Source organism: Rhizobium herbae (assembly GCF_019511375.1).
GTDB lineage: Bacteria > Pseudomonadota > Alphaproteobacteria > Rhizobiales > Rhizobiaceae > Pararhizobium > Pararhizobium herbae_A.
The window spans coordinates 205,443-230,387 of the sequence record NZ_JAEUAO010000004.1; the positions used below are offsets into that span (position 1 = coordinate 205,443).

At 62.9% G+C, this 24,945-nt stretch carries 17 protein-coding genes; 3 read left to right on the forward strand and 14 right to left on the reverse strand.

What is annotated here, in order from left to right; all coding sequences use genetic code 11:
• Positions 1–57: 57 nt before the first annotated feature.
• The 14 genes from glgX to JNB71_RS17825 all read right to left on the reverse strand — a co-directional run bounded on the left by glgX (position 58) and on the right by JNB71_RS17825 (position 23,370).
• The gene (gene glgX / locus JNB71_RS17760) at positions 58–2,037 is read right to left on the reverse strand and encodes a glycogen debranching protein GlgX (RefSeq protein WP_220373142.1); all 1,980 of its coding nucleotides are present in this window, start codon (positions 2,035–2,037) and stop codon (positions 58–60) included.
• Between the two features lie 280 nt (positions 2,038–2,317).
• On the reverse strand, positions 2,318–2,797 hold the full coding sequence (locus tag JNB71_RS17765; RefSeq protein WP_220373143.1) for a chemotaxis protein CheW: 480 nt from the start codon (positions 2,795–2,797) through the stop codon (positions 2,318–2,320).
• On the reverse strand, positions 2,797–4,587 hold the full coding sequence (locus JNB71_RS17770; RefSeq protein ID WP_220373144.1) for a methyl-accepting chemotaxis protein: 1,791 nt from the start codon (positions 4,585–4,587) through the stop codon (positions 2,797–2,799). Before JNB71_RS17770 ends, JNB71_RS17765 begins: the two co-directional genes overlap by 1 nt.
• Positions 4,588–5,048: 461 nt before the next feature.
• A complete protein-coding gene (locus JNB71_RS17775) occupies positions 5,049–6,677 on the reverse strand; it encodes an alpha-D-glucose phosphate-specific phosphoglucomutase (RefSeq protein ID WP_220373145.1) in 1,629 nt (542 codons plus the stop codon).
• A 6-nt stretch (positions 6,678–6,683) separates the two neighbouring features.
• Positions 6,684–8,123 carry a glycogen synthase GlgA gene (glgA, locus tag JNB71_RS17780; RefSeq protein ID WP_220373146.1) on the reverse strand — a complete coding sequence of 480 codons (1,440 nt, stop codon included), beginning with the start codon at positions 8,121–8,123 and terminating at the stop codon, positions 6,684–6,686.
• 3 nt (positions 8,124–8,126) lie between these two features.
• Positions 8,127–9,386: a glucose-1-phosphate adenylyltransferase gene (gene glgC / locus JNB71_RS17785; protein ID WP_220373147.1), complete on the reverse strand. Its 1,260-nt coding sequence runs from the start codon at positions 9,384–9,386 to the stop codon at positions 8,127–8,129.
• 123 nt (positions 9,387–9,509) lie between these two features.
• Positions 9,510–11,720: a 1,4-alpha-glucan branching protein GlgB gene (gene glgB / locus JNB71_RS17790; RefSeq protein ID WP_220373148.1), complete on the reverse strand. Its 2,211-nt coding sequence runs from the start codon at positions 11,718–11,720 to the stop codon at positions 9,510–9,512.
• Complete coding sequence (locus JNB71_RS17795) at positions 11,717–14,182, reverse strand: glycogen/starch/alpha-glucan phosphorylase (RefSeq protein WP_222857334.1); 2,466 nt, start codon at positions 14,180–14,182, stop codon at positions 11,717–11,719. Before JNB71_RS17795 ends, glgB begins: the two co-directional genes overlap by 4 nt.
• Positions 14,183–14,440: 258 nt before the next feature.
• On the reverse strand, positions 14,441–15,319 hold the full coding sequence (locus JNB71_RS17800) for a transglutaminase family protein (protein ID WP_220373149.1): 879 nt from the start codon (positions 15,317–15,319) through the stop codon (positions 14,441–14,443).
• Between the two features lie 34 nt (positions 15,320–15,353).
• Positions 15,354–17,768: a circularly permuted type 2 ATP-grasp protein gene (locus JNB71_RS17805; protein ID WP_220373150.1), complete on the reverse strand. Its 2,415-nt coding sequence runs from the start codon at positions 17,766–17,768 to the stop codon at positions 15,354–15,356.
• Between the two features lie 7 nt (positions 17,769–17,775).
• The gene (locus tag JNB71_RS17810; protein ID WP_220373151.1) at positions 17,776–21,105 is read right to left on the reverse strand and encodes a DUF2126 domain-containing protein; all 3,330 of its coding nucleotides are present in this window, start codon (positions 21,103–21,105) and stop codon (positions 17,776–17,778) included.
• Positions 21,106–21,289: 184 nt separating this feature from the next.
• Positions 21,290–22,063, reverse strand: coding sequence for a VOC family protein (locus JNB71_RS17815; protein WP_220373152.1), 774 nt, complete (start codon positions 22,061–22,063; stop codon positions 21,290–21,292).
• A gap of 47 nt (positions 22,064–22,110) precedes the next feature.
• Entirely contained in the window at positions 22,111–22,599 is a 489-nt protein-coding gene (locus tag JNB71_RS17820) for a DUF1579 domain-containing protein (protein ID WP_220373153.1), read from the reverse strand.
• A gap of 42 nt (positions 22,600–22,641) precedes the next feature.
• Positions 22,642–23,370: a DUF899 domain-containing protein gene (locus JNB71_RS17825; protein ID WP_220373374.1), complete on the reverse strand. Its 729-nt coding sequence runs from the start codon at positions 23,368–23,370 to the stop codon at positions 22,642–22,644.
• A gap of 75 nt (positions 23,371–23,445) precedes the next feature.
• Between JNB71_RS17825 and JNB71_RS17830 the strand changes: the two genes are divergently transcribed.
• From JNB71_RS17830 to JNB71_RS17840, 3 genes are all read left to right on the forward strand, one after another.
• Positions 23,446–23,892: a MarR family winged helix-turn-helix transcriptional regulator gene (locus JNB71_RS17830; protein WP_220373154.1), complete on the forward strand. Its 447-nt coding sequence runs from the start codon at positions 23,446–23,448 to the stop codon at positions 23,890–23,892.
• A gap of 55 nt (positions 23,893–23,947) precedes the next feature.
• Positions 23,948–24,346 (forward strand): VOC family protein, encoded by a 399-nt coding sequence (locus JNB71_RS17835; RefSeq protein WP_220373155.1) that lies wholly within the window; start codon positions 23,948–23,950, stop codon positions 24,344–24,346.
• A gap of 159 nt (positions 24,347–24,505) precedes the next feature.
• Positions 24,506–24,910: a GFA family protein gene (locus tag JNB71_RS17840; RefSeq protein ID WP_220373156.1), complete on the forward strand. Its 405-nt coding sequence runs from the start codon at positions 24,506–24,508 to the stop codon at positions 24,908–24,910.
• Positions 24,911–24,945 lie beyond the last annotated feature (35 nt).

Here is a 24,945-nt window from a genome sequence, read left to right on the forward strand (position 1 = left end):
ACATCCCCCTGCCTTCTATATGCCGCTCTTTTGAAAAACGGCAATCGGTTGCGTGGTTCAGGCCTGTAAAATTTCGACGTGAAAACCGACGCTTCGCGCGGCGATCATGCCGTTGCCGGCCTCCTGCGCAGGCAAAAGGCTCTGCCACCGGGCATCCTGCCGCGCAGGCAGATGGAGGGGGTGCGGGGCATGGCTGCGGTTGATGACGACGGCAAGGCGGGTGCTTCGGTTCTGTACGACGTCGCGGGTCGCAAGCACCATCGTCAGATTGTCGGTGGCGGGGCTTTCCCAATCGCCGACGGTCATCGGTTGGCCGTCGAGTCTCAGCCATTCGACATCGCCGTTTCCGGTAAAGAAGGCGGTCTCCCGGAAGACGTCGAAGCGCCGGCGGATCTGCGACAGGGTGGCGGTATGGGCGATGAGGTCCTCATCCAGTGCCGTCCAGTCGAGCCAGGTGATCTCGTTGTCCTGGCAATAGGCGTTGTTGTTGCCGTGTTGGCTGCGGCCGGCCTCGTCGCCGGCCGTCAGCATGACCGTGCCGCGCGTGGCAAACAAGGTCGAGAGCAGGGCCATGACGTCGCGGCGTCGGAAGGCGAGGACCTGCGGATCATCTGTCGCACCCTCGGCACCATTGTTCCAGGAGTGATTTTCGTTGTGGCCGTCGCGGTTGTTTTCGCCGTTGGCCTCATTGTGCTTGCCGGCATAGGAGACGAGGTCCATCAGCGTGAAGCCGTCATGGGCGGCGATGAAGTTGACGCTGCGCGTTTGCGTGCCGCCGGCCCGCGAGAAGATGCTGGAGGAGCCGGCCAGCGCGGTTGCCAGATCGCCGACCACGTGCCGGTCGCCGCGCCAGGCGCGGCGCAGGTCGTCGCGGGCGCGATCGTTCCATTCGAGGAAGGGGGCCGGGAAATTGCCGAGCTGATGGCCGCCGGGGCCGATGTCCCAGGGTTCGGCGATCATGATGCGGTCCATGAGGAGCGGATCGGCCAGCATTTCCGTCAACAGCGCGGCATCGCTGTGGAAGCCGTTCATGTCCCGCCCGAGGATGGTGCCGAGGTCGAAGCGGAAGCCGTCGACGCCGGCGGAACGGACGAAGTGGCGGAGACTGTCGAGGATCAGGCGGCGCACGACCGGGTGGTTGCAGGCGATGGTATTGCCGCAGCCGGTATCGTTTACGAGTTCGCCGGGCTGCCCTTCGGCGTGGCGGTAATAGGTGTGGTTGTCGAGGCCGCGCATCGAGAGCGTCGCGCCCAGCCGGTCGCTCTCGCCGGAATGGTTGAAGACCAGATCGAGGATGACGCCGATGCCTGCCGCATGCAGGGCCGCCACGGTATCGCGCAGTTCCGTCATGCCGCCGGGCACGAGGCGTGGATCGAGCGCCATGAGGGCGATCGGATTGTAGCCCCAGCCGTTGGTGAGGCCGAGCGGCGGCAGATGGCGTTCGTCGATCCAGGCGGTGATCGGCATGAGCTCGACGGCGGAGACGCCGATGCGGCTCAGGTGGGCGATGACAGCCGGATGCGCCAGCGCTGCGACCGTGCCGCGCAGGTTCTCCGGAATGTCCGGATGCAATCGGGTGAAGGGGCGGACGGCGACTTCGTAGATCAGGCCGCCGGCCTGGAAAAGCGGTGCAGCCAGTTGCGCCGTCACCGGTGCCGTGACGATCGCCCTCGGCACGAGATCTTCGGTATCGTTGCCGAACACGGACAGGCGTGGATCGTAGCGGAAGGGGCGGTCGAGCTCGCGGGCATAGGGGTCGACCAGCAGTTTGGCGGGATCGAACCACAGGCCCTGATCCGGCGCGTAGGTGCCCGAGGCGCGAAAACCGTAGCGCGTACCGGCCGGTGCATCGGCGAGCGTCAGGCTGTAGACGCCGTCCTCGCCGCGCTGCATCGGCAGGCGGCGCAGCTCGCGCTCGCCGGTTTCATCAAAGAGGCAGAGGTCGATGCCCGCGGCGGCCGGGGCGTGGACTGCAAAAGCCGTGCCCTCGGCTCCGATGGTGGCGCCGAGGGGAAGGGGAGCAGTCGCAGAAGGCATCGGGTCACCTTGGGATTGGTCTGGCGGGAACGAAGATTTGATACCAGCCTGGTATGCCCCGCGATTTGTCCTTGCTTTGAGCCGCGTTGCAAGTGGATTGTTTTCACCCTGCCCTCGCGGCGGAGCCCCGCATGCTTCCGTGACTGCTTCGCCACCCCAATGGGAGGTGGGACGTTGCCGTCCTCGCGGGGCAGCCGACGACGGACGGCATCGCCACAGGTTTTAAGCGGGGATGAGCGGGATGTTTTCTTTAACCCCCGCAGAATGCGTCTGATTTAATCTAAGCCGCGTAGGATTGCGTCTCGTCTGCCGGAAACATCCTGGCCAGATTGAGAAAGCAGATCATGCCGTTTTCATGGGTGATGATGCCATCGGAAAAGCTTCCATTGAAGGATGTGACAACATCCGGAATAGGCTGGATCTGGCTGCCATTGACCGTCAAGATATCGGAAACCTGATCCACCAGAAAGCCGACGATCATGGTGTGGATCTCCGCCACCACAATCGCGCTGCGTTCATTCGGCGACGTTGCCGGCATTCCCAGCTTGGTGGCCAGATCGATGACCGGAATGACAAGGCCCCGCAGGTTCATCACGCCAAGCATTTCGCGGGGCGAACGCGGAACCGGCGTCGAGGGTGACCATCCACGGATTTCGCGGATGGTTCTGGTCATGACGCAGAATTCCTGCCCTTGCAGGCGGAACGCGATGATTTCCATCTGATCGCCGACGAGACCGGCCAGGTGTTGCGCTTTCGCCATCAGAATTCTTCCCAGCTGTCGCCGCCCTTGAGCGCCGCATTGCCGTTGAATGCCTGGGCCACCTTGGCCGTCATCTGACGCGCCGGGGATGCGACAGGGCGTGAATGCTGGCTGGCCGGCGCCGGTGCAGTGCGATGCGTCGCAGCTCCCGAGCCGATGTTGAACTCGCCGAGAAGCTGGAACAATTGCTCGGCCTCCCGGGCAAGACTGTGGGCGGCGGCCGTCGTTTCCTCGACCATTGCCGCATTCTGCTGCGTGCCCTGATCCATCGTGTTGACGGCGGTATTGATTTCCTTGAGGCCAGTGGCCTGCTCCTTGGAAGCCTCCACGATCGCGCCGACGTTTCCATCCACCTGGACGACCTGGGAGACGATCTGCTGCAAGGCCTTGCCCGTGTCGCCGACCAGGGTGACGCCGCTCTTGACGTGCTCGTTGGAGGCGTTGATCAGTTCCTTGATTTCCTTTGCTGCCTTGGCCGAGCGCTGGGCCAGTTCGCGGACCTCCTGGGCGACGACGGCAAAGCCCTTTCCGGCATCCCCGGCGCGGGCGGCCTCGACCCCGGCATTCAGCGCCAGGAGGTTGGTCTGGAAGGCGATCTCGTCGATAACGCCGATGATGCTGGCAATTTCACCCGCCGACTTCTCGATCTTGCCCATGGCCTCGACGGCCTGACCGACGACATTGCCGGAATGCTCGGCATTTTCCTTGGTCTTGCGCACCAGTTGCCCGGCTTCCTCGGCGCGGTTGCTCGAGTCGGCGACGGTGGTGGTGATTTCCTCGAGTGCCGCGGCAGTCTCCTCCACCGAGGCCGCCTGCTGTTCCGTGCGTTTCGAGAGGTCGTTGGAGGCCGACTGGATCTGCTGGGATGCCGCCGCGATCGCACCGGCATTCTGCGAGATCGTCTGCAACGTGCCGCGCAGCTTCGAGGAGGCGCTGTTGAAGTCGACACGGAGCTTTTCCAGGGTCGGCAGGAACGGTGTATCGAGCGCCTGCGTCAGGTCGCCATCGGACAGGGCGTTCAGCGCGCTCGCCAACTGGTCAACATTGCCCACCCGTGTGGTGACGTCGGTGGCGAATTTCACCACCTTGAACACCTTGCCGTTCATGTCGAAAATTGGGTTGTAGGACGCCTGGATATAGACCCGCTTGCCGCCCTTGCCGATCCGCAGGAATTCATCCGCGACAAACTTGCCGGAGGCAAGCCTGGCCCAGAACCCGCGATACTCGTCGCTGCTCGTGTAGCCGGGCTCGCAGAACATCGCGTGGTGCTTGCCCTGAATTTCCGACAGCTGATAGCCCAGCGTTGTCAGGAAGTTTTCGTTGGCGGTAAGAATATCGCCCTTCGGTGTGAACTCGATGATCGCCTGGGCGCGGGAAATGGCCTCGAGCTTGCCGCTATCCTCGGCTGCCTTCAGCTTCTGTGCGGTGATATCGGTGGCGAATTTCACGACCTTGTAGGGTTTTCCGCCGCGAAACACCGGATTGTAGGACGCCTCGATCCAGACTTCGCCGCCATCCCTGCCGATGCGCTTGTATTGCCGGCGATCGAACTCGCCGCGCCCGAGCTTTGCCCAGAATTCGCGGTAGTCCGCGCTTGCGACTTCCGCAGGATCGACGAAGATCCGGTGGTGCTTGCCGACGATCTCCGAAAGCGGATAGCCGAGCGCGCGACAGAAATTCTCGTTCGCCGTGATGATCGTTCCGTCCAGCTTGAACTCGATGATCGCCTGAGATTTGCTCATCGCCTCCAGTACAGCCTTGGCATCCGAGCCTGCGCCAAATCCCAACATATCGTCCTCCAAAATCGTCACGGGGTGGAAAGTGCGCTCCAAACGGCCGTGACAAGTGTCACTCTCGATGACCTGAATTCTGGGGGTTCATACTTAAGAATAAATGAATATTCTAAACTTCATGCCTCTCTATCGATCAGAATGAATATTTTTGCCTTTCACGCCAAGGCGAACCACGTCTTTGGGAAGCGGCCAAGTAAGGCTGCAATCCTGGGTCCGGGGCCAGAGGCGTCGCCGTTTCCGGCTTGAATGGTCCGAGCCCGTTGCAGGCACATCTCGAGAGGTTTCGGCACAAACGCGGCTGACGCGGTCTTTGTGGCGGCGTCGAGGTCCTGGACTGGCAGGCCGGCATCACTCGGCGGACCTCTCCCGTCCGGAAAGCCGATCTCCCCTTTGCGCGTCAAACACGACGCGCAAAGGGTGCTGTTGACATGGGGCTGGAAAAGCCGTGAGGCATCCGCTCAGGTAATAACGCTTGGTTCCGTCCGACCCGTACGCTGCTTGATGCCGGCGATTTCGTCGGCGACGGCAATGAGGTCGGCGAGCGCTTCCTGCGTTTCGAAGTGGTGGCGGTCGGCATCCGGTTCGTAGCGTTCGATATAGACGCGCAGCGTTGCACCCGAAGTGCCGGTGCCCGACAGGCGGAAGACGACGCGCGAGCCGCCTTCGAACAGGATGCGGATGCCCTGGTTGCTGCTGACCGACTTGTCGACCGGATCGCTATAGGAAAAGTCGTCGGCGGTTTCGACCGTGAGCGCGCCGAAGCTCTTGCCCGGCAGGGTGGCAAGCTGGTCGCGCAGCGCCTGCATCAGGCCGTTTGCGGCGTCCGTATCGACCTCTTCATAATCGTGGCGCGAATAATAGTTGCGGCCGTAGGTGGTCCAGTGCTGGCGGGTGATCTCGGCGACGCTTTCCATGCGCACGGCAAGGATGTTGAGCCACAGCAGCACCGCCCAGAGGCCGTCCTTCTCGCGCACGTGGTTGGAGCCGGTGCCGGCACTTTCCTCGCCGCAGATGGTGACCATGCCGGCGTCCATCAGGTTGCCGAAAAACTTCCAGCCGGTCGGGGTTTCGTACATGCCGATGCCGAGTTTTTCGGCGACGCGGTCGGCGGCCGCACTGGTCGGCATGGAGCGGGCGATGCCGGCAAGACCCCTGGAATAGCCCGGGGCACAGGTGGCATTGGCCGCGAGGATGGCAAGGCTGTCGGACGGGGTGATGAAGATGCCCTTGCCGATGATCAGGTTGCGGTCGCCGTCGCCGTCGGACGCGGCGCCGAAGTCGGGGGCGTCCTCGCCCATCATCTCTTCATAAAGGGCGCGGGCATGGACGAGGTTCGGGTCGGGATGATGACCGCCGAAATCGGGCAGCGGGACGAAGTTGAGCACCGAGCCCTTGGCGGCGCCGAGGCGGTTTTCGAGGATTTCCTTGGCATAGGGGCCGGTCACGGCGCTCATGGCGTCGAAGACGATACGGAAGCCGCTCGACAGGAGACGGCGGATCGCCGGGAAATCGAACAGCTTTTCCATCAGATCGGCATAGTCGGAGACCGGGTTGATCACCACGACCTCCATTCCGGCCACGTCCTGGCTACCCTCGATATCGAGATTGACGTTGGGAACATCGACGATCTTGTAGGTGTCGATGGTCTTGGTGCGGGCAAAGATCGCGTCGGTCACCTTTTCCGGGGCCGGGCCGCCATTGCCGATATTGTACTTGATGCCGAAATCCTCGGTCGGGCCGCCGGGATTGTGGCTGGCCGACAGCACGATGCCGCCGAAGGCCTTGTATTTGCGGATGACGTTGGAGGCGGCGGGCGTCGACAGGATGCCGCCGCGGCCGACCAGCACGCGGCCGAAGCCGTTGGCGGCCGCCATCTTGATGGCGATCTGGATGACCTCGCGGTTGTAGTAACGGCCGTCGCCGCCGATCACCAGCGTGTCGCCCTTGAAGCCGTCGAGCGAATCGAAGATCGACTGGATGAAATTCTCGGCGTAGTTCTTCTGCTCGAAAACCGGCACCTTCTTGCGCAGGCCGGAGGTTCCGGGTTTCTGGTCCAGATAGGGCGTGGTTTGTACGGTGATGATCATAGGGTCTTAGCCTTTCGCAAGAAGACTGGAATAAAGATCGGCATAGCGATGCGCGCTCGAATCCCAGGAGACGTCTGATTTCATGCCTTGGGCCTGGAGGCGGGCCCAGACCTTCGGTTGCCGGTAGGCAGCGAACGCGCGCCGAAGCGCCTGACGCAAGCTTGCAGCAGAAACGGGCGAGAATTGGAAGCCGGTGGCGACGCGTGCCGCAAGCGCTGCCTCGTTGGCGTCGATGATCGTGTCGGCAAGGCCGCCGGTGTGGGCAACGATCGGCACGCAGCCGTAGCGCAGGCCGTAGAGCTGGGTAAGGCCGCAAGGCTCGAAGCGCGAGGGGATGAGGATGGCGTCGGCGCCTGCCTGCATCAGGTGCGACAGCGGCTCGTTATAGCCGGTGACCATGCCAACCCGACCGGGATGGCGGGCGGCGGCGGTCAGGAAGGCGCTCTCGAGCGACGCATCTCCGGAGCCGAGCACGGCAAGCTTGCCACCATTGTCGACGATGTCGTCGATCACCTCTGCGAGCACGTCCATGCCCTTCTGCCAGGTGAGCCGGCTGACGACGCAGAAGATCGGGCCGGGCGCATTGTCGAAGCCGAAATGCTCCGACAGGGCCTTGCGGTTGATCTCGCGCTTCTTCAGCGTCGTCGGGCCGTAATTCGCGGCGATATGCGGGTCGGTCTGCGGGTTCCAGACATCGGTGTCGATGCCGTTGACGATGCCGCTGAGGTGGGAAAGGCGGGCCGTCAGAAGGCCGTCGAAGCCCATGCCGAATTCAGCCGTGAGGATTTCCTGGGCATAGGAGGGGCTGACGGTGGTGATGGCGTTCGCCGTCTGCAGGCCGCCCTTGAGGAAGCCGACATCGCCGAAATACTCGACGAAGTTGACGGAGAAGGCCTCCGGCGGCAAGGCAAGCTGGGGGAAGACCTCCGGGCCGAACTGGCCCTGGAAAGCGATGTTGTGGATGGTGAGCACCACCGGCATGCCATGGGCCGGGCCAAAGCGCATATAGACCGGTGTCAGCGCCGCCTGCCAGTCGTGCACGTGAACCAGGTCCGGCTTCCAGCTCGGCAGCAGTCCCGCGGCGATCTCGGCGGCTGCCAGCGAAAGGGCGGCAAAGCGGCGGAAATTGTCGGGGTAGTCCAGACCGCGCTTGTCGACATAGGGGCCGCCATCGCGATCGAACAGCTCCGGCGCGTCGAGCACGAGAAGGTCGAGACCCTGATGATCGACGCCGAGGATCGAGGCCGGATGGCCGAAGAGATTGTTGAAGCCGCCGACCTTTTGCGGCTTCCTGAGCTTCTGCATGACGACCGGATAGCCCGGCATCAGCGTGCGCATGCGCACGCCGTGCGGTTTCAGCGCTGCCGGCAGGGCGCCGGCCACGTCGGCGAGGCCCCCTGTCTTGATCAGCGGAAAGACTTCCGACGCGACGGAAAGAACTTCCATGCCTTACAGGTCCAGCTTGTCGATCATCGCCTGGGTGATCAGGCAGATGCCGTTTTCCGAGCGGCGGAAGCGCTTGGCGTCGAATTCCGGATCGTCGCCGACGACGAGGCCTTCGGGAATGACGACGCGACTGTCGATGACGACATTCTTCAGCTGCGCATGCCGACCGATCTTGACGTTGGGCAGGATCACCGCGCCATCGAGGCGGGAGAAGGAATTTACGCGCACGCCGGTGAACAGCATGCTGCGGTGCAATGCCGCGCCGGAGATGATGCAGTCGCCGGAGACGAGCGAAGAGATTGCCGAGCCGCGGCGATTCTCGTCGTCATGGACGAACTTCGCCGGCGGCTTGATCTCGGCGAAAGTCCAGATCGGCCAGGTGCTGTCGTAAATGTCGAGTTCCGGCGTGACATGGGTGAGGTCGATATTGGCCTGCCAGTAGGCATCGATCGTGCCGACGTCGCGCCAATAGGCCTCGCGCTCGAAATCGGAGCGGACGCAGGACTGGTTGAAGCGGTGGGCGACGGCTTTGCCGTGCTGGACGATGTAGGGGATGATGTCCTTGCCGAAATCGCGCGAGGAGGAGGGGTCGGCCGCGTCGCGGCGCAGCACGTCCATCAGGAATTTGGTGTGGAAGACATAGATGCCCATCGAGGCGAGCGCCATCTCCGGATTGCCGGGAATTCCCGGCGGGTCGTCCGGCTTTTCGACGAAGGCGATGATCTGGTCCTTGTCGTCGACATGCATGACGCCGAAGCCGGTCGCTTCCATGCGCGGCACTTCCAGGCAGCCGATGGTGACGTCGGCGCCGGAATCGACGTGCTGCTGCAGCATCAGTTCGTAGTCCATCTTGTAGACATGGTCGCCGGCGAGGATGACCATGTATTCGACGCCGTGATCCTCGATGATGTCGATGTTCTGGAAGACGGCGTCGGCGGTGCCTTCGTACCATTGCGTTTCCGACACGCGCTGCGAGGCCGGCAGGATGTCGAAGCTTTCGTTTCGTTCGGGTCGGAAGAAGTTCCAGCCGCGCTGCAGGTGGCGGATCAGCGAATGCGCCTTGTACTGGGTTGCGACGCCGATGCGGCGGATACCGGAATTGAGCGCATTCGACAGCGCGAAATCGATGATGCGGGCCTTGCCGCCGAAATAGACCGCGGGCTTGGCGCGACGATCCGTCAATTCCTTGAGGCGGCTGCCGCGGCCGCCGGCGAGCACATAGGCCATGGCGTCACGGGCGAGGGGCTGGCTGCGTTTTTCCATTGATTTTTCCTCCCGATAGTATGGTTCCGGAGAGGTCTGCCAATCTCCTCGGACCGGCATCGTCTCCCAATATTCTTGCTTCACACGGCATGGACAGGCCTTGGGAGCCCGCCTTTGCGTGGGCTAATCCTGCTCCAGCATCAGTGTCGCCAGAGGCGGCAGGGTGATGGTGGCCGTTGTGACACCTGCGCTATCCTTCGTCGCCTGGACTGCCCCTCCATTGCCTTTGCCGCTGCCGCCATAGATTTCGGCGTCGCTGTTGAGGATTTCCTTCCACCGCCCCTCCACAGGCAGCAAGATGGTGTAGCTCTCCCGGTAGACCGGGGTCAGGTTGGCGACGACGGCGATCAGTTTTTCGCCGGGCGCCTTGCGCAGCCACGCAAAGACCGAGTTGTCGCGGTCGTCGGCGATCAGCCATTCGAAGCCGTCGCCCTCGCAATCGCGGCCATGCAGGCTGGCCTTGTTGCGATAGGTGCCGTTGAGATCCCGTACCAGCCGGCGCATGCCTTCGTGCAGCGGATATTCGAGCAGGTTCCAGTCGAGCGCGCGGTCTTCCGACCATTCGCGCCACTGGGCGAATTCCTGCCCCATGAACAAGAGCTTCTTGCCCGGATAGCCCCACATGAAGGTGTAATAGGCGCGCAGATTGGCGAATTTCTGCCAGTCGTCGCCGGCCATCTTGGCAATCAGCGAGCCCTTGCCGTGCACCACCTCGTCATGGGAGAGCGGCAGCACGAAATTCTCGCTGAAGGCATAGAGCAGGCCGAAGGTCAGGTCATTGTGGTGAAACTTGCGGTGCACCGGCTCGCGCTGGAAATATTGCAGCGTGTCGTGCATGAAGCCCATGTTCCACTTGAAGCCGAAACCGAGGCCTCCGGTATGGACCGGATGCGAGACCTTGGGCCAGGAGGTGGATTCCTCGGCAATGGTGATGATGCCGGGGTGGCTGCCGTAAACTTCCTTGTTCATCGTCTGCAGGAAGCGGACGGCATCGAGGTTCTCGTTGCCGCCATATTCGTTCGGCACCCATTCGCCGTGCTTGCGCGAATAGTCGAGGTAAAGCATCGAGGCGACGGCATCGACGCGCAGGCCGTCGAGGTGGAACTTCTCGGCCCAGTAGAGCGCATTGTTGACGAGGTAGGAAAACACCTCGGCGCGGCCGAAATTGTAGATCGCGGTGTTCCAGTCGGGATGATAGCCCTGGCGGGGGTCCTCATGCTCGTAAAGGGCGGTGCCGTCGAACCAGCGCAGCCCGTGGGCGTCGGTCGGGAAATGCGCCGGCACCCAGTCGAGAATGACGCCAATGCCGACCTTGTGGGCGCCGTTGACGAAGCGGGCAAAGCCTTCCGGCTCGCCGAAGCGGGCGGTCGGCGAATAGAGCCCGGTCGTCTGGTAGCCCCAGGAGGGATCGAAGGGATATTCGGTGACGGGCAAGAACTCGATATGGGTGAAGCCCATGTCGACGCAATAGGGGATCAGCCGGTCGGCGAGTTCGTCCCAGCTCAGCATCTCGCCATCGTCGCGGCGCTGCCAGGAGCCGGCATGGACCTCGTAGATCGAGATCGGCTGGCGGCGCGCGTCGACGCTTGCCCAATGCGCCCGGTGCGCTGCGTCCTCCCAGGCCTGGTCGATTTCGCCTGTTGTCACCGAGGCGTTCTTCGGGCGCAGTTCCGAGCGCCGGGCGAAGGGGTCGGCCTTCAGCGGCAGGAGCTCGCCATTCTTGCCGACGATCTCGTATTTGTAGATCGCGCCTGCCTGGATATCCGGAATGAAGATTTCCCAGATGCCGGTGTCCTGGCGAAGCCGCATGACGTGGCGCCGGCCATCCCAATCGTTGAAATCGCCAACGACCGAGACACGCCGCGCATTCGGCGCCCAGACGGCAAAGTGAAAGCCATCGGCGCCGTCATGCTTGAGCGGATGCGCGCCCATCTTGTCGAAGAGGCGCAGATGCGAGCCTTCGCGGATGTAATAGTCATCCATCGGCCCGAGCACGGGGCCGAAGCTGTAGGGATCGGTGACGGTCCACTCGCCGCCCTCGTTGCGGGCCCGGTAGCGCACCGGCTGGATCTTCTTGACGGCAACGGGGCCCTCGAAGAAGCCGGCATCGTCGCGCCGGGTAAGGGCACCGAGCTCCTTGCCGGCCAGTGTCTCGGCTGTCACCGTTTCGGCGCCCGGGATGAAGCAGCGGGCAACGAAGTCCTTGCCCGCCTGATGCACGCCGAGAACGGCGAACGGATTGCTGTGAGTGCCAGCGAGGATCGCCGCAATCTCTTCCGTCGACAGGCTGGCTGGCGGAACGGTAGGCGTGGCGTCGTTCGGCACTGTTGTCATCCGGCTCTCCAGATTTCCCCGGCATATTGGCGGATTGTGCGGTCGGAGGAGAACCAGCCCATCCGCGCGGTGTTGCGGATGGTCTTGGAATACCAGCTTGCCGTGTCCGTCCAGATCGCATCAACCTCGCGCTGGGCCTTGGCATAGGCGTCGAAATCGGCCGCCACCATGAACCAGTCGTGATTGTAGATGCCATCTATCAGCCCGGAGAAGCGGTTGCGATCGTCGGGCGAGAAAACGCCCGAGGCGATCGCCTGCAATGCCTGCGAGAGTTCGCGCGATTGCTCGATGATGGCGCGGGGATTGTGCCCCTCGGCGCGCACCTTGGAGACTTCCTCCGCTGTCATCCCGAAGATCTTGATGTTGTCCGCGCCGACCCAGTCGCGCATTTCGACATTGGCGCCATCCAGCGTTCCGATGGTCAGCGCACCGTTCAACGCGAACTTCATGTTGCCGGTTCCCGACGCTTCCATGCCGGCGGTGGAAATCTGTTCCGACAGGTCGGCAGCCGGCACCATGATCTCGGCGAGCGAGACGTTGTAGTTCGGAACGAACACCACCTTCAAAAGGCCGCGCACGGCCGGGTCGTTGTTGATCACGCGGGCAACGTCGTTGGCGAGCTTGATGATCAGCTTGGCGTTGTGATAGCTCGGCGCCGCCTTGCCGGCGAAGAGCTTCACCCGCGGCACCCAGTCCTTTTCAGGATGCGAACGGATCTGGTCGTAGAGCGAGATCGCCTCGACGATGTTGAGCAACTGGCGCTTGTACTCGTGGATCCGCTTGATCTGGATGTCGAACATCGCCGACGGATCGAGCCGGATGCCCATGCGGCTTTGCACCAGCTGGGCGAGCTTGACCTTGTTGGCGCGCTTGATCGCGGCGAATTTTTCCTGGAAATCGGGCTTGTCGGCGAAGGGATCGAGCGCCTGCAAGGCCTCGGTATTGTCCATGAATTCATCGCCGATGGCGCCGCGAATAAGCGTCACCAGCTCCGGGTTGCACTGCATCAGCCAGCGGCGAGGAGTGATGCCGTTAGTCTTGTTGTTGATGCGTTCCGGATAGAGCCGATGCAGGTCGGCGAAGACGGTTTCCTTCATCAGCTCCGTATGGAGGGCCGAGACGCCGTTGACCGAGTGCGAGCCGACAAAGGCGAGATTGCCCATGCGCACCCGGCGGTCGCCGCTCTCGTCGATCAGGGAAATGTTTTGGACTTCCCGGTCGCTATGGGCCTTCTGCTTGCGGGCCTCGAGCAGGATCTTGGCGTTGATCGCATAGACGATCTGCATGTGGCGCGGCAAAAGCCGTTCGAACAGCGGCACCGGCCAGGTTTCCAGCGCTTCGGGCAGCAGCGTGTGGTTGGTGTAGGAGAAGGTATGGCGGGCGATATCCCAGGCGGCTTCGAAATCCATGCCGTGGACGTCGGTCAGCAGGCGAACGAGCTCGGCAACCGACACCGCGGGGTGCGTGTCGTTGAGCTGGATGGCGACCTTGTCCGGCAGCGAGGTGAAGTCGGGATACTGCTGAAGATGACGGCGCAGGATGTCCTGAAGCGAGGCAGAGGAGAAGAAGAACTCCTGGCGCAGGCGCAGTTCCTGGCCGGCCGGGGTGGCATCGGCCGGATAAAGCACGCGAGCGAGGCTTTCGGCCTTGTTGCTTTCACGCAGGGCGCCAATGTGGTCGCCGGCATTGAAGGCGTCGAGCAGGATCGGATCGATCGGGTGGGCAGTCCACAACCGCAGCGTGTTGACGCGCTTGGCGCGCCAGCCGACCACCGGCGTGTCGCAGGCGGTGGCGATGACGCGCTCGGCCGGTTTCCAGACGTAGCGGGTCACTTCCTCGTCGACATTGACGGTTTCGACCGAACCGCCGAAGCCGATCTCATAGGAGCTTTCGCGGCGCTCGAATTCCCAGGGATTGCCGTGCGCAAGCCAGGTTTCCGGCAGTTCCACCTGCCAGCCGTCGGCCATCTGCTGGCGGAACAGGCCGTGGACGTAGCGGATGCCGTAGCCATAGGCCGGAATGTCGACGGTCGCCATCGATTCCATGAAACAGGCGGCGAGACGGCCCAGACCGCCATTGCCGAGTGCCGCATCCGGCTCCAGCGTGGCGATGACGTCAAGATCGACGCCAAAGGAGGCGAGCGCGTCGCGCAGTTCGTCCATCAGGCCGATATTGGTGACGGCGTCGCGCATCAGGCGGCCGATCAGGAATTCCAGCGATAGATAGTAAACGCGCTTGGCATTGGTGGCGTAGGTCTTGCGCGTCGATTCCATCCAGTTGTCGGTGATGCGGTCACGCACCACCAGGATTGCAGCCGTCAGCCAGTCGTGCGGCTTTGCGACTTTCGGGTCCTTGCCGATACGGTAGGTGAGGCGTTCGATGATCTCCCTGGCGAGCACTTCGGCGTTCGAGGAACGCGGTGCGGCGCTCGGGATTTTTTCGTTGGACAGACGATCGATCATGGAAACAGGCTTACCCTTTCTTAGCTCTTTGGAAGGCCGGAGGCGGACACCAACGGGGCATAAAACGATTTATGCACCGATACGAAGCGCTTGCAATAGCGTTTTCAATAAGATGAAAATTGGATGGAAGCGGCGCTGTACGGGCGGTTTCAAGCCTTGGCGGGCAGACGAAACAACCGTCCGGTCTGCCGGGCAGTCGGGGGTTGGCGGTGGCAATCGGCGCCAGCAGAGGGCTCGCCGCCCACCCGCGCAGGGCGGTCACTGCAGCGGAATGACATCCACGGCCTGCTCCGTCTTGTGCGATCCGTAGCTTTTCAACACGCCGATAACGGGTGCAACGTCGCTGTAGTCGCGGCCGTGGCCAACGACGATGTGATCCAGTCCGGCAGCAATATTGTTGGTGGGGTCGAGTTCCATCCACCCGGTGGTGGCTCCGCACCAGAAACGTACCCAGGCATGCATGGCGTCGGCGCCTTCGAGACGTTCCTTGCCCGGCGGCGGGATGGTGCGCAGGAAGCCGCTGACATAGCCTGCGGGTATGCCGAGGCTGCGCAGCGCGGTGATCATCACATGGGTGAAATCCTGGCAGACGCCACGCTTCAGCTTGAAGGCCTCGCGCGGTGTCGTATCGACGGTCGTCGCCTTCGCGTCGTAGGTGAAGTCCTTGTGGATCCGGTCGCAGATGGCGGTGGCGATCTGGCGGATCGTCATGCCCGGCTTGGCAATGGCCCGGGCATAGGAGGCGATCGCCGTATCCTCGGGCAGGCGCGGGCTGGCACCGAGAAAATGGTGCGGCGAATCGGGGTCGAGCGACCAGACGTCGCCGATCTCTGCCGGAAAGGCCGCAAGGTCGGGTGAAAAATCGGCGGTCAATGGCTGGGGCTCGAGCTGGACCCGCGCCTGCATGCGGATCACCAGCTTTTCATGCTGTTTGCGAAACAGGATCGAAGTCGAGGGATTGCCGAAGAAATCGCCGCTATCCCGGCGCTCCTCCGGCGTCGGCGTGCAGGTGACCGTGCCCGCCACCAGCCGCTGGCGGTCCGGCAGCGAGACGGGCAGCACGCGAACGACATGGCGGCCGCCGGAAACCGGGACTTCGTAGGTGTAAGTGATCCGCAGATTGATGTCGTAGAGCATGGAACTCTCAGTTTCGGCGCAAGGCTTCTCTATCCTATCCGAGATAGGTTTGCGCGAGGATATCGGAGAAGCGCCCCAGTTCCTGTTCGAGGCGATTGTAGACCAGAGCGTTCATCGCGTCAGGCGTCATGACGGCAAGACCGGCGTGGAGGCGCATGGCTTCGCGGTAGAAGGGCGACATCTGGCCGTTCGAGAAGGCGTTCGGCAGCTGCTCGACCTCGGTCTTGATCTCGTTCAGCTGGTAGAGGATCGAGCGCGGGTTGAGCGGGTCGAGCGCCAGCAGATCGGTGACGGTGAGGGCTGCAGTGTTGACGTTGTAGCGGCGGCGGTGGGTCATGACGCTGTCGCCGATCTCCAGCAGCATGTCATAGGCGCCGTCCGGCGCGTCCTCGCCCGACATATGGCCGAGCAGGCGGGTCATGTGCAGCCCGCGCTCGAGATAGCGGCCGATCGACAGGAAGCGCCAGCCGGTGAAGCGATACATGTTTTCATGGACGAGACCGGCAAAGCCCGCGAGCTTGCGCAACAGGATCGTCATCGCATGCGTGGCATCGTCGCCGGCCTGCACCGTCGACTGGAACTTGCGAGCGGTCTTGGCGAGATCGTTGAGCGCCAGCCAGCCGTCGGCCGAGAAACGGTCGCGGATATTGCTGGCGGAGAACAGCGCGCTGTTGATGTTGGTGACCAGGCTTTCCGGTACGGCCTGCCGGGTGTCGATATCGAGACCAGCCAGATAGTCGGTGATGTCCTTCAGGAGCGGCATCTGGGTATTGGCGGTTTCGGCAAACCGCCCGTGCCAGGCGCGCAGGATGCGCAATGCGCCTTCCGCCCGCTCGATATAGCGGCCGAGCCAGAAGAGGTTGTCGGCCGCTCGGCTCGGCAGGCTGCCGGGCATGATGCGGATGAAGCTCTCCTCGGCCGGCAGGAGCGTCATCTGCTCCACCGGCTTCTGGCTGACGATCCAGACATCGGCGGCCGAACCGCCTGCCTGCATGGCGATCGCGGCGGCGTCGGCGCGCGAGCCGATGCGGGCAAAGCCGCCCGGCATCACCTGCCAGCCGTCGCGGGTACGGGCAACGTAGACGCGCAGGCTCATCGGCCGAGGCGTCAGCTTGCCGTTGACCCAGGCGGGCGTGGTCGAGAGGGTCACCACTTCCTGGCCGACGAGCTTCGGGCCGTCGGTCTGCAGCCATTCGGAGACCGACACCTTGGCATTGTCTCGCAACGTCGAGCCGAGGACCGAGCGGTCGTTGTCGTCGAAGAAGGGACGCGTCGAGTAGGCCGGGCCGATCACCATCTTCTCGATGTTGCCTGCCACCTGATCGCGTTCCGGCTGCTGGCCGCACCACCAGGTGGCGATGCTTGGCAGGATCTGGTCCTCGCCCAGAAGACGGCGGCAGATCTTCGGCAGGAAGGCGAGGAAGGCGCGGGTTTCGACGATGCCGGATCCGAGCGAGTTGACGATCGACACCGAGCCGGAGCGAAGCGCCTCGACCATGCCGGGCGTGCCGATCTGCGAGCGCTGGTTGAGCTCCATCGGATCGGCGAAGGCTGCGTCGAGGCGGCGCCAGAGCACGCCAACAGGCTTGAGGCCGGCGACGGTGCGCACCATGACGCGGCCATCGATGACGGTCAGATCCTCGCCCTCGAGCAGCATGAAGCCGAGGTAGCGGGCGATGTAGGCATGCTCGAAATAGGTCTCGTTGGCGACACCGGGGGTCAGGACGGCGATGCGGTCGTCGGGATGCTTCTTGCGCGATTGCAGCGTATCACGGAAGGCGCCGAAGAAGCCGGCAAGGCGATGGACGTGCGTTTCGGCGTAGAGATCGGAAAAGGCGCGGGTGGTCGCCACGCGGTTTTCAAGCGCGAAACCGGCGCCGGAGGGGGCCTCGGTGCGATCCGACAGCACCCACCAATTGCCGTCCGGGCCGCGGCCGATCTCGAAGGAACAGAAATGCAGGAAATGCCCATCGGCCGGCAGCACGCCGACCATCGGGCGCAGGAATTCCGGATTGCCGGCCACCAGCGACGGCGGCAGGAAACCTTCGGCGACAAGCCGGTTGGAACCGTAGATATCGGCGACGATACGCTCCAGCAACTCGGCGCGCTGGACGAGGCCTTTCGAGACGGCCTGCCACTCGACATCGTCGATCAGGACCGGCACATGCGAGAGCGGCCAGCTGCGTTCGGAATTTTCCTTCGTCCCGTAAGCCCGATAGAAGACGCCGGCGTCGCGCAGATAGCGGTCGGCGCGGGCGAAGCGGTTGGCAAGCTCCGTCTCGTCCATGTGGCCGATGGTCGAGAGAAGATGCTGCCAGACCGGCCGGACATTGCCATGCGTATCGAGCATCTCGTCGGCAATGCCGGGAAGGGCGCGATAGCCGAATGCCGGGTCATTCTCGTCCCGCTTTTGCGCGCGCACTGCTTCCGCCGTCTGCTTCTTTGACATCGAGGCCCTATACTCCTGCCGGACGCCGCAAATCCAGCGTCAGGGGAAATTCCGCTGATCGGGTTTCCGGCACGAGGGCGTAAGCGCCGGCTGTATGCCCCCATGGCTCGAAGCGTGCGAGCCTGCGGGCTTCCGCCTCGTTGCCATTGACTGGAAACGTGTCGTAACTGCGCCCGCCCGGATGGGCAACATGATAAATGCAGCCGCCGATCGAACGCCCCGACCATGTATCATAAATGTCGAATGTAAGTGGTGTGTTAACCGGCAAGGTCGGGTGCAAACCCGACGCTGGTTGCCATGCCTTGTAGCGGACACCGGCGACCGAGACGCCGTTGACGGCGGTCCCGGTCAAGGGAACCGGCCGGCCGTTGCAGGCGACGGTATAGCGTTCGGGATTAGAGGTATCGAGCTTCACCTGCAGACGTTCGACGGAACTGTCGACGTAGCGCACGGTGCCGCCGACGGCGCCCTGTTCGCCCATCACGTGCCATGGCTCCAGCGCCTGACGCAGTTCGAGCTTGGCGCCCTCATACTCGACCTCCCCACAGAAGGGGAAGCGGAATTCGAGCTGGGCCTCGAACCATTCGGGCCGCAGGTCGAAACCATTGGCGCGCAGATCGTTCAGCACGTCGATAAAATCCTGCCAGACATGGTGCGGCAGCATGAAACGGTCATGCAACGCCGTGCCCCAGCGCACCAGCCTGCCCTCGGCCGGGTTCTGCCAGAAGCGCGCGATGAGGGCGCGTATCAGCACCTGCTGGGCAAGGCTCATGCGGGCGTTCGGCGGCATTTCGAAGCCGCGGAACTCGACGAGGCCGAGGCGCCCGGTCGGGCCATCCGGCGAAAACAGCTTGTCGATGCAGATTTCCGAGCGATGGGTATTGCCGGTGACGTCCGTCAGGAGATTGCGGAACAGGCGGTCGACCATCCATGGCAGTGGTTGCGCGCCCTGGCCTGGCGGCGGCACCTGCGACATGGCGATTTCCATCTCATAGAGCGTGTCGTGTCGCGCCTCGTCGACGCGCGGCGCCTGGCTGGTCGGGCCGATGAACATGCCGGAGAAGAGATAGGACAGCGACGGATGCCGCTGCCAGTGCAGGATCAGGCTTTTCAGAAGATCGGGGCGGCGCAGGAAGGGGCTGTCGTTGGGGTTCTGACCGCCGACCACCACATGGTTGCCGCCGCCGGTGCCGGTGTGGCGGCCGTCGATCATGAACTTGTCGGCGCCGAGCCGCGACTGGCGGGCTTCCTCATAGATCGCCGTGGTGATGGCGACGCAATCCTGCCAGTTGGATGCCGGGTGGATATTGACCTCGATGACGCCGGGATCGGGCGCCACGCGCATGACGTTGATGCGCTCGTCATGCGGCGGCGCATAGCCTTCGATATGGATCGGCAGGCCGAGATCGGCGGCGGCCTTCTCGGCGGCGGCGATCAGATCGAGATAATCCTCGATACGCTCGACCGGCGGCATGAAGACACAGAGCCGGCCGTCGCGCGGCTCGACGGTGAGCGCGGTGCGCACCGCGCCGCGGATGTCGCCCGCTGATCCGGCGATGTTCTGCTCGTTGCGGCCCTGGCCCGGCTCGCTTGCCGTGCGGGACGCTTCGGCCAACGCCCGCGCCGGCGCGCTGTAGTCGGGCAGCGGACCGCGCGGGATCGAGGGATCGGCCGGATGGATATAGGGATATTGCGATGGCGGCACGTAGGGCAGGGTGCCGAGCGGCATGCGGAAGCCGATCGGCGAATCACCGGGAATGAGGAAAATCTTGCCGCGGCGGGTGCGCCATCTCTCGCTCACCCATCGGCGGCCGCCGGCCTTGGCATTCCAGGCCTGGACGGGAAGGATGTAGCCGGTTGGGGTGGTCAGGCCGCGCTCGAACACCTTGGCGATGCGGGCGCGCTCTTCCGGGCTCTCGAGCTTGGAATTGGAGGGGTCGACGTTTTCGGGCAGGCTGCCTTCCTTGATGATCCATTCCGCCGGGTCTTCATAAGCCGGGATGATCATGTCGGGCTCGATCTCAAGCTCGGCGGCGATGCCGGCGAGAAGTGCCTCGGCCTGCCTTTCGGTCACCTTGGTGTCCTGGCCTTCGGCAGCGATCAGGTCGGGATTGGACCAGATCGGCTTGCCGTCCTTGCGCCAGTAGAGCGAGAAGGTCCAGCGCGGCAGGCTTTCGCCGGGATACCACTTGCCCTGGCCGTAATGCAGGAATCCGCCGGGGGCAAAACGTTCGCGCAACCGGCGGATCAGCTGGTCGGCCTTGTCGCGCTTGGTCGGGCCGACGGCACCGGTGTTCCATTCCTCCGATTCGAAATCATCGATCGAGACGAAGGTCGGTTCGCCGCCCATGGTAAGCCGCACGTCGCCGCCGGCGAGCACCTTGTCGACCTGTTCGCCAAGTGCGTTCAGCGCCAGCCAGCTCTCCTCGGAAAACGGCTTGGTGATGCGCGGATGTTCGGCAACGCGCGCCACCTTCATGTCGAATTCGAACGCCGTATTGGCGTCGCCATAGAGGCCGCCGGAGATTGGCGCGGCGTTGCGGTAGTGCGGCGTGGCGGCGAGCGGGATATGGCTTTCGCCGGTCAGCAGGCCGGAGGTCGGATCAAGCCCGATCCAGCCGGCGCCGGGAATATAGACTTCGCACCAGGCGTGCAGGTCGGTGAAATCGACCTCGGTGCCGGACGGGCCGTCAAGCGCCTTGAGATCGGGGGTGAGCTGGATGAGGTAGCCCGAAACGAAACGGGCGGCCAGCCCGAGATTGCGCAGGATCTGCACGAGCAGCCAGCTCGAATCACGGCAGGAGCCAAGGGCCAGCGTGAGCGTCTGTTCCGGTGTCTGGACGCCGGGTTCCATGCGGATGACGTAGTTGACCTTCTGCTGCAGGCGGGCATTGAGGCCGACGATGAAATCGATGGTTCGCACCGGTGTCAGGTCGATAGACGCGATATAATCGGCCAGCGCCGGGCTCATCGGCTCCGGCTGCATGTAGATCTTCAGGTCGTCGCGGATATCCTCCGGGTACTGGAAGGGGAAAGTTTCGGCTTCCTCCTCGACGAAGAAATCGAACGGATTGTAGACCGTCATATCGGCGATCAGATCGACCTCGATCTTCAGCTCGGTGACCGGATCGGGAAAGACATAGCGGGAGAGATAATTGCCGTAGGGATCCTGCTGCAGCGTGACAAAGTGATTGGAGGGCGAGACCTTGAGCGAGTGGCTGATCACCTTGGTCTTCGAATGCGCCGCCGGTTTCAACCGGATGATCTGAGGGCCGAGCCGGACCGGCTTGTCGTATTTGTAGTGTGTCAGGTGGTGAATGCTTGCCTTGATCGCCATGCGGATTTTTGTCCCCTTGATGGTGGGTCTTTGCCACCATTTGGAAGACTTTGTGCAATGCGAAGAAAGATTGCAAGGCTGAAATATCGAGGGAGGATCCCTCGGTGTCCGCACCTGGTGACGGCGGTGCCTGCGACCACCGGCAGCGAGCCGCCGGTGGTTGCATATAAATGAAACGACAGGTCTAGCGTTTCGTCGAGACCAGGCTGAAATGGGCGCCTTGCGGATCGACGCCGCCAATGACCCAGGCGCCTCCGGGGACCTCCATGGGGCCCATGACGATCTTGGCGCCGCGCGAGGTTGCCCGTTCGACAGCGGCGTCGAGCGCGTCGACGTTGAAATAATAGCCCCAGTAGGGCGCCGGAATTTCTGGCGTCTTGGTCATCATGCCGCCGATCTGCGCGCCGTCGTGGGTGAAGAGCTGGTAGACGCCCATCGGCCCCATATCCATCGCCTCGTCCTTCCCCCAGCCGAACAGCTTCTGGTAGAAGGGGAACTCGACGGACAGGTCGCCGGCCATCAGCTCGTGCCAGCCGACATTGCCGATGGCATCCCGGGCGATCTCGGGCATCTCGCCGTCGCCAGCGCCCTTGAAGAGGGCGAACACCGCGCCGTGCGGATCGGCGACGATGGCGAAGCGGCCGATGTTGGGGATATCGTCCGGCTTGCGATGCACCTTGCCGCCGAGTTCGGCGATCTTCCTTGCCGCGGCATCGACGTCATCGACACCGATATAGCCGATCCAGGCCGGCGGCGTGTTCATCTTCGCGGCCTCTTCGGGTATCGTCATCAGGCCGGCAACACGTACGTCGCCCGCCTTGAACAGCGTGTAATCCATGCCGGGCATGCCGGCATCCTCGGACCTCCAGCCGACGACAGCGTCGTAGAACTCCTCGGCCGCCTCGATGTCGGTGGTCATCAGTTCGTACCAGACGAACGCTCCATGCTTTTTGCTCATTGCAATCCTCCCTTGAATGGTTGCGCGGTGGCCGAAAAGGCAAAGTCTCAGGCTGCGGAAATTCGGTTGTAGTCGGAAGACATGACAGGCTTCCAGGTGCCGTCGGGATTTTGCATGCGGGACGAGAAATTCCGCGTGTTCTCGTCCTTGATCGTAATGATGTCCTGGTAGCGCGCCGTCCTGCCAGCATTCTCGAAGTCGGGACCCTCGCAGTCGAGCGTCAGCACCGTGCCGGTCTCGTCGAGCGCGCCTTCGTAGACCCAGAGATAGGTCATCACCGAACTGGCGAAAGAGCCGACATAACGCTTTTTCGCAGGATCATAGCCGAGCATCATGAGATTGGTCGCCTTGCTGCCGTCCGGCATGATCCCGGTCATCTCCGAGACAATCCAGGCGCCGCCCAGCGAGCGGGTTTCGTCGATCCATGCTGCCTCGGATGGCTGTTCGCCGTCGGCGGCCGGCATGTCGAAGGTGACACGCCAGCGGCCCTTCAGCTGCTCCAGCCACCGGTGTTCCTCGACAATTTCAGCTTTCATCGCAATGGCCTCCACGTCGGGCGATCGGCGGGCTCGACAGAATCAGGCACAGCAGGAGTGCGGCTGCGCCTTATCCTCATACTCGTCATGACGCTTCACGAAGCTCAGGGTCGACGTTTCATTGCGGCCCTTTGGCGCCCGGTCGAGGATCATCAGCGTCGTCAGGATCTCCTCGCCGCCGCGGGCATAGTCGGAATAGGTGTGGTAGACATTGCCGGCATCGTCGCGGGCAAAGGCGCTCATGCCCGGAAGCTCGTCACTGGCCTGATCGCCGGACATTTCGGTGAAATTGTAGAAGACCTTGCCGCCTTCCAGTTCTTCCTTGGTGAAGGAGACGTGGAAATCGAAGTTGAAATCGCTGCCGAAGGACGAGACCCAGGGGAACTTCCAGCCCATGCGCCTCTTGTAGGCTTCGATCTTGGCAAGGGGTGCGCGGGAAACGGCGACAAAGGTCACGTCATGATGATTGAGGTGGGCAAGCGTGCCGTCGATATGGTCGGCGAGGAAGGAGCAGCCGGGGCAGCCGGCCTCCCAGTCGGGGCCGAACATGAAATGGTAGATCATCAGCTGGCTGCGGCCGTCGAACAGGTCGGCGAGCGTCTTCTTTCCCGTCGGCGTGTCGAATGCATAGGTCTTGTCGATCCTGACCCATGGCAGGTTCTGGCGCGCTGCACGGATCTTGTCGCGCCGGCGCGTTTCTTCCTTTTCCTGCACCAGCAGCGCCTTGCGGGCCTTAAGCCATTCCTCGCGGGATACAACCGGATTTGTCAACATCGTTCATTCCTCCTCAAGAATTCGTGTTTCATTCCGCTTGACTAAATACGTTGATATCAACATTATTGACCAATGTCAAAGCCTGGCGTCATTCCGTTCGAGACCACCCTTCATGTGCGCGACACATGCCTGTGCCTTCATGTGCAGCGTGCGGCGCGGGCACTGGCGCGGAAATTCGACGAGGCGCTGCGTCCGCTCGACCTGACCAACGGGCAGTTTTCGCTGCTGATGTCGCTCAACCGGCCGGAACCGCCGGGCATGGGCGCCGTCGCCCATCTGCTCGCCATGGACCGGACGACGCTGACGGCGGCGCTGAAGCCGCTGGAAAAGCGGGGGCTCTTGCAAACGATGACCGATGCCAAGGACCGGCGCCTTCGCCGGATGAAGTTGACGCCGGCAGGCCATGCCCTACTTTCCCGGGCGTTGCCGATCTGGGTCAAGACACATGCCGAGGTCGATGACGCACTGGGCGAAGGCCGGCCTGACCGGTTGCGTTCGGACCTCCTGGCGCTCGCCTGAGCCCCATGCCATCTCCGCCGGCGGCGGCAACCCTTCCATCAACAGGAGAAAGCAGATGAGGATGATTTTCGTGAACTTGCCGGTCAAGGACGTTCCGCGTTCGAAAGCATTTTTCAGCGGGCTCGGTTTCAGTTTCAACCCGGACTTTTCGAGCGACGATACGCTGTGCATGATCGTCGAGGAAAATATCTTCGTCATGCTGATGCATGAGGCACGCTTCAAGGAATTCATCATCGATGAAATCAGCGACACCAGCAAGACCACGGAAGTGCTGACGGCGCTGTCGGCCGCAAGCCGACAGGAGGTGGACGAGACGCTGGCCAAGGCGCTTTCGCTGGGCGGCAAGGAATGGCGGCCGGTGATGGATTATGGCTTCATGTATGGCTGCAGCTTCCAGGATCCGGACGGCCACGTCTGGGAACTGGCCTATATGGAACCGCAGCAGGCGAACTGAGCGGCGGCTGGGCTTTTGCCGTTGATTTTTGGGGGCGCGGGCTTCGGTTGGCGTCCTTGTCCTTGTGTGCGCGGGCCGGAAGATCGATGCTCCAGCTGGTCGGCACGGAAGCGGCTGCTTGCTGTCATATTGCGATGCGTCAGGCAAGGGAGAATTCGAATGAAAATGACCTACAAGGGCAGCTGTCATTGCGGCCGCATTCGATTTGAAGCCGATATCGACCTTGAGGCGGGAACGAGCCGGTGCAACTGCTCCATCTGCTCCAAACGGCGGTACTGGGGCGCGAGCGTGAAGCCGGAGGACTTCCGTCTGTTGTGCGAGGAGGCAGGCATTGGCGACTACCAGTTCGGGACGATGAGCGGCCATCATCGGTTCTGCCACACCTGCGGCGTCGCACCTTATGGCCATGGCTATGTCGAGGAGATCGGCGGCGCCTTCGTTTCCATCAATATCGCTTGCTTGGACGACATGGACCCGACAGTGCTGGCATCCTTGCCGGTCCGGTATATGGACGGCCTGCACAACAACTGGTGGAATGAACCGGCGGAAACGCGGCACATGTAGCGGCTTGCGCGAGCAGTGCCGTGCGACGGAGGCGT

Bases quoted from the DNA above. Each gene is read 5' to 3' on its own strand.
- glgX (WP_220373142.1), bottom strand. From the start codon at position 2,037: ATGCCTTCTGCGACTGCTCCCCTTCCCCTCGGCGCCACCATCGGAGCC.
- JNB71_RS17765 (WP_220373143.1), bottom strand. From the start codon at position 2,797: ATGGCGAAAGCGCAACACCTGGCCGGTCTCGTCGGCGATCAGATGGAA.
- JNB71_RS17770 (WP_220373144.1), bottom strand. From the start codon at position 4,587: ATGTTGGGATTTGGCGCAGGCTCGGATGCCAAGGCTGTACTGGAGGCG.
- JNB71_RS17775 (WP_220373145.1), bottom strand. From the start codon at position 6,677: ATGATCATCACCGTACAAACCACGCCCTATCTGGACCAGAAACCCGGA.
- glgA (WP_220373146.1), bottom strand. From the start codon at position 8,123: ATGGAAGTTCTTTCCGTCGCGTCGGAAGTCTTTCCGCTGATCAAGACA.
- glgC (WP_220373147.1), bottom strand. From the start codon at position 9,386: ATGGAAAAACGCAGCCAGCCCCTCGCCCGTGACGCCATGGCCTATGTG.
- glgB (WP_220373148.1), bottom strand. From the start codon at position 11,720: ATGACAACAGTGCCGAACGACGCCACGCCTACCGTTCCGCCAGCCAGC.
- JNB71_RS17795 (WP_222857334.1), bottom strand. From the start codon at position 14,182: ATGATCGATCGTCTGTCCAACGAAAAAATCCCGAGCGCCGCACCGCGT.
- JNB71_RS17800 (WP_220373149.1), bottom strand. From the start codon at position 15,319: ATGCTCTACGACATCAATCTGCGGATCACTTACACCTACGAAGTCCCG.
- JNB71_RS17805 (WP_220373150.1), bottom strand. From the start codon at position 17,768: ATGTCAAAGAAGCAGACGGCGGAAGCAGTGCGCGCGCAAAAGCGGGAC.
- JNB71_RS17810 (WP_220373151.1), bottom strand. From the start codon at position 21,105: ATGGCGATCAAGGCAAGCATTCACCACCTGACACACTACAAATACGAC.
- JNB71_RS17815 (WP_220373152.1), bottom strand. From the start codon at position 22,063: ATGAGCAAAAAGCATGGAGCGTTCGTCTGGTACGAACTGATGACCACC.
- JNB71_RS17820 (WP_220373153.1), bottom strand. From the start codon at position 22,599: ATGAAAGCTGAAATTGTCGAGGAACACCGGTGGCTGGAGCAGCTGAAG.
- JNB71_RS17830 (WP_220373154.1), top strand. From the start codon at position 23,446: ATGTCAAAGCCTGGCGTCATTCCGTTCGAGACCACCCTTCATGTGCGC.
- JNB71_RS17835 (WP_220373155.1), top strand. From the start codon at position 23,948: ATGAGGATGATTTTCGTGAACTTGCCGGTCAAGGACGTTCCGCGTTCG.
- JNB71_RS17840 (WP_220373156.1), top strand. From the start codon at position 24,506: ATGAAAATGACCTACAAGGGCAGCTGTCATTGCGGCCGCATTCGATTT.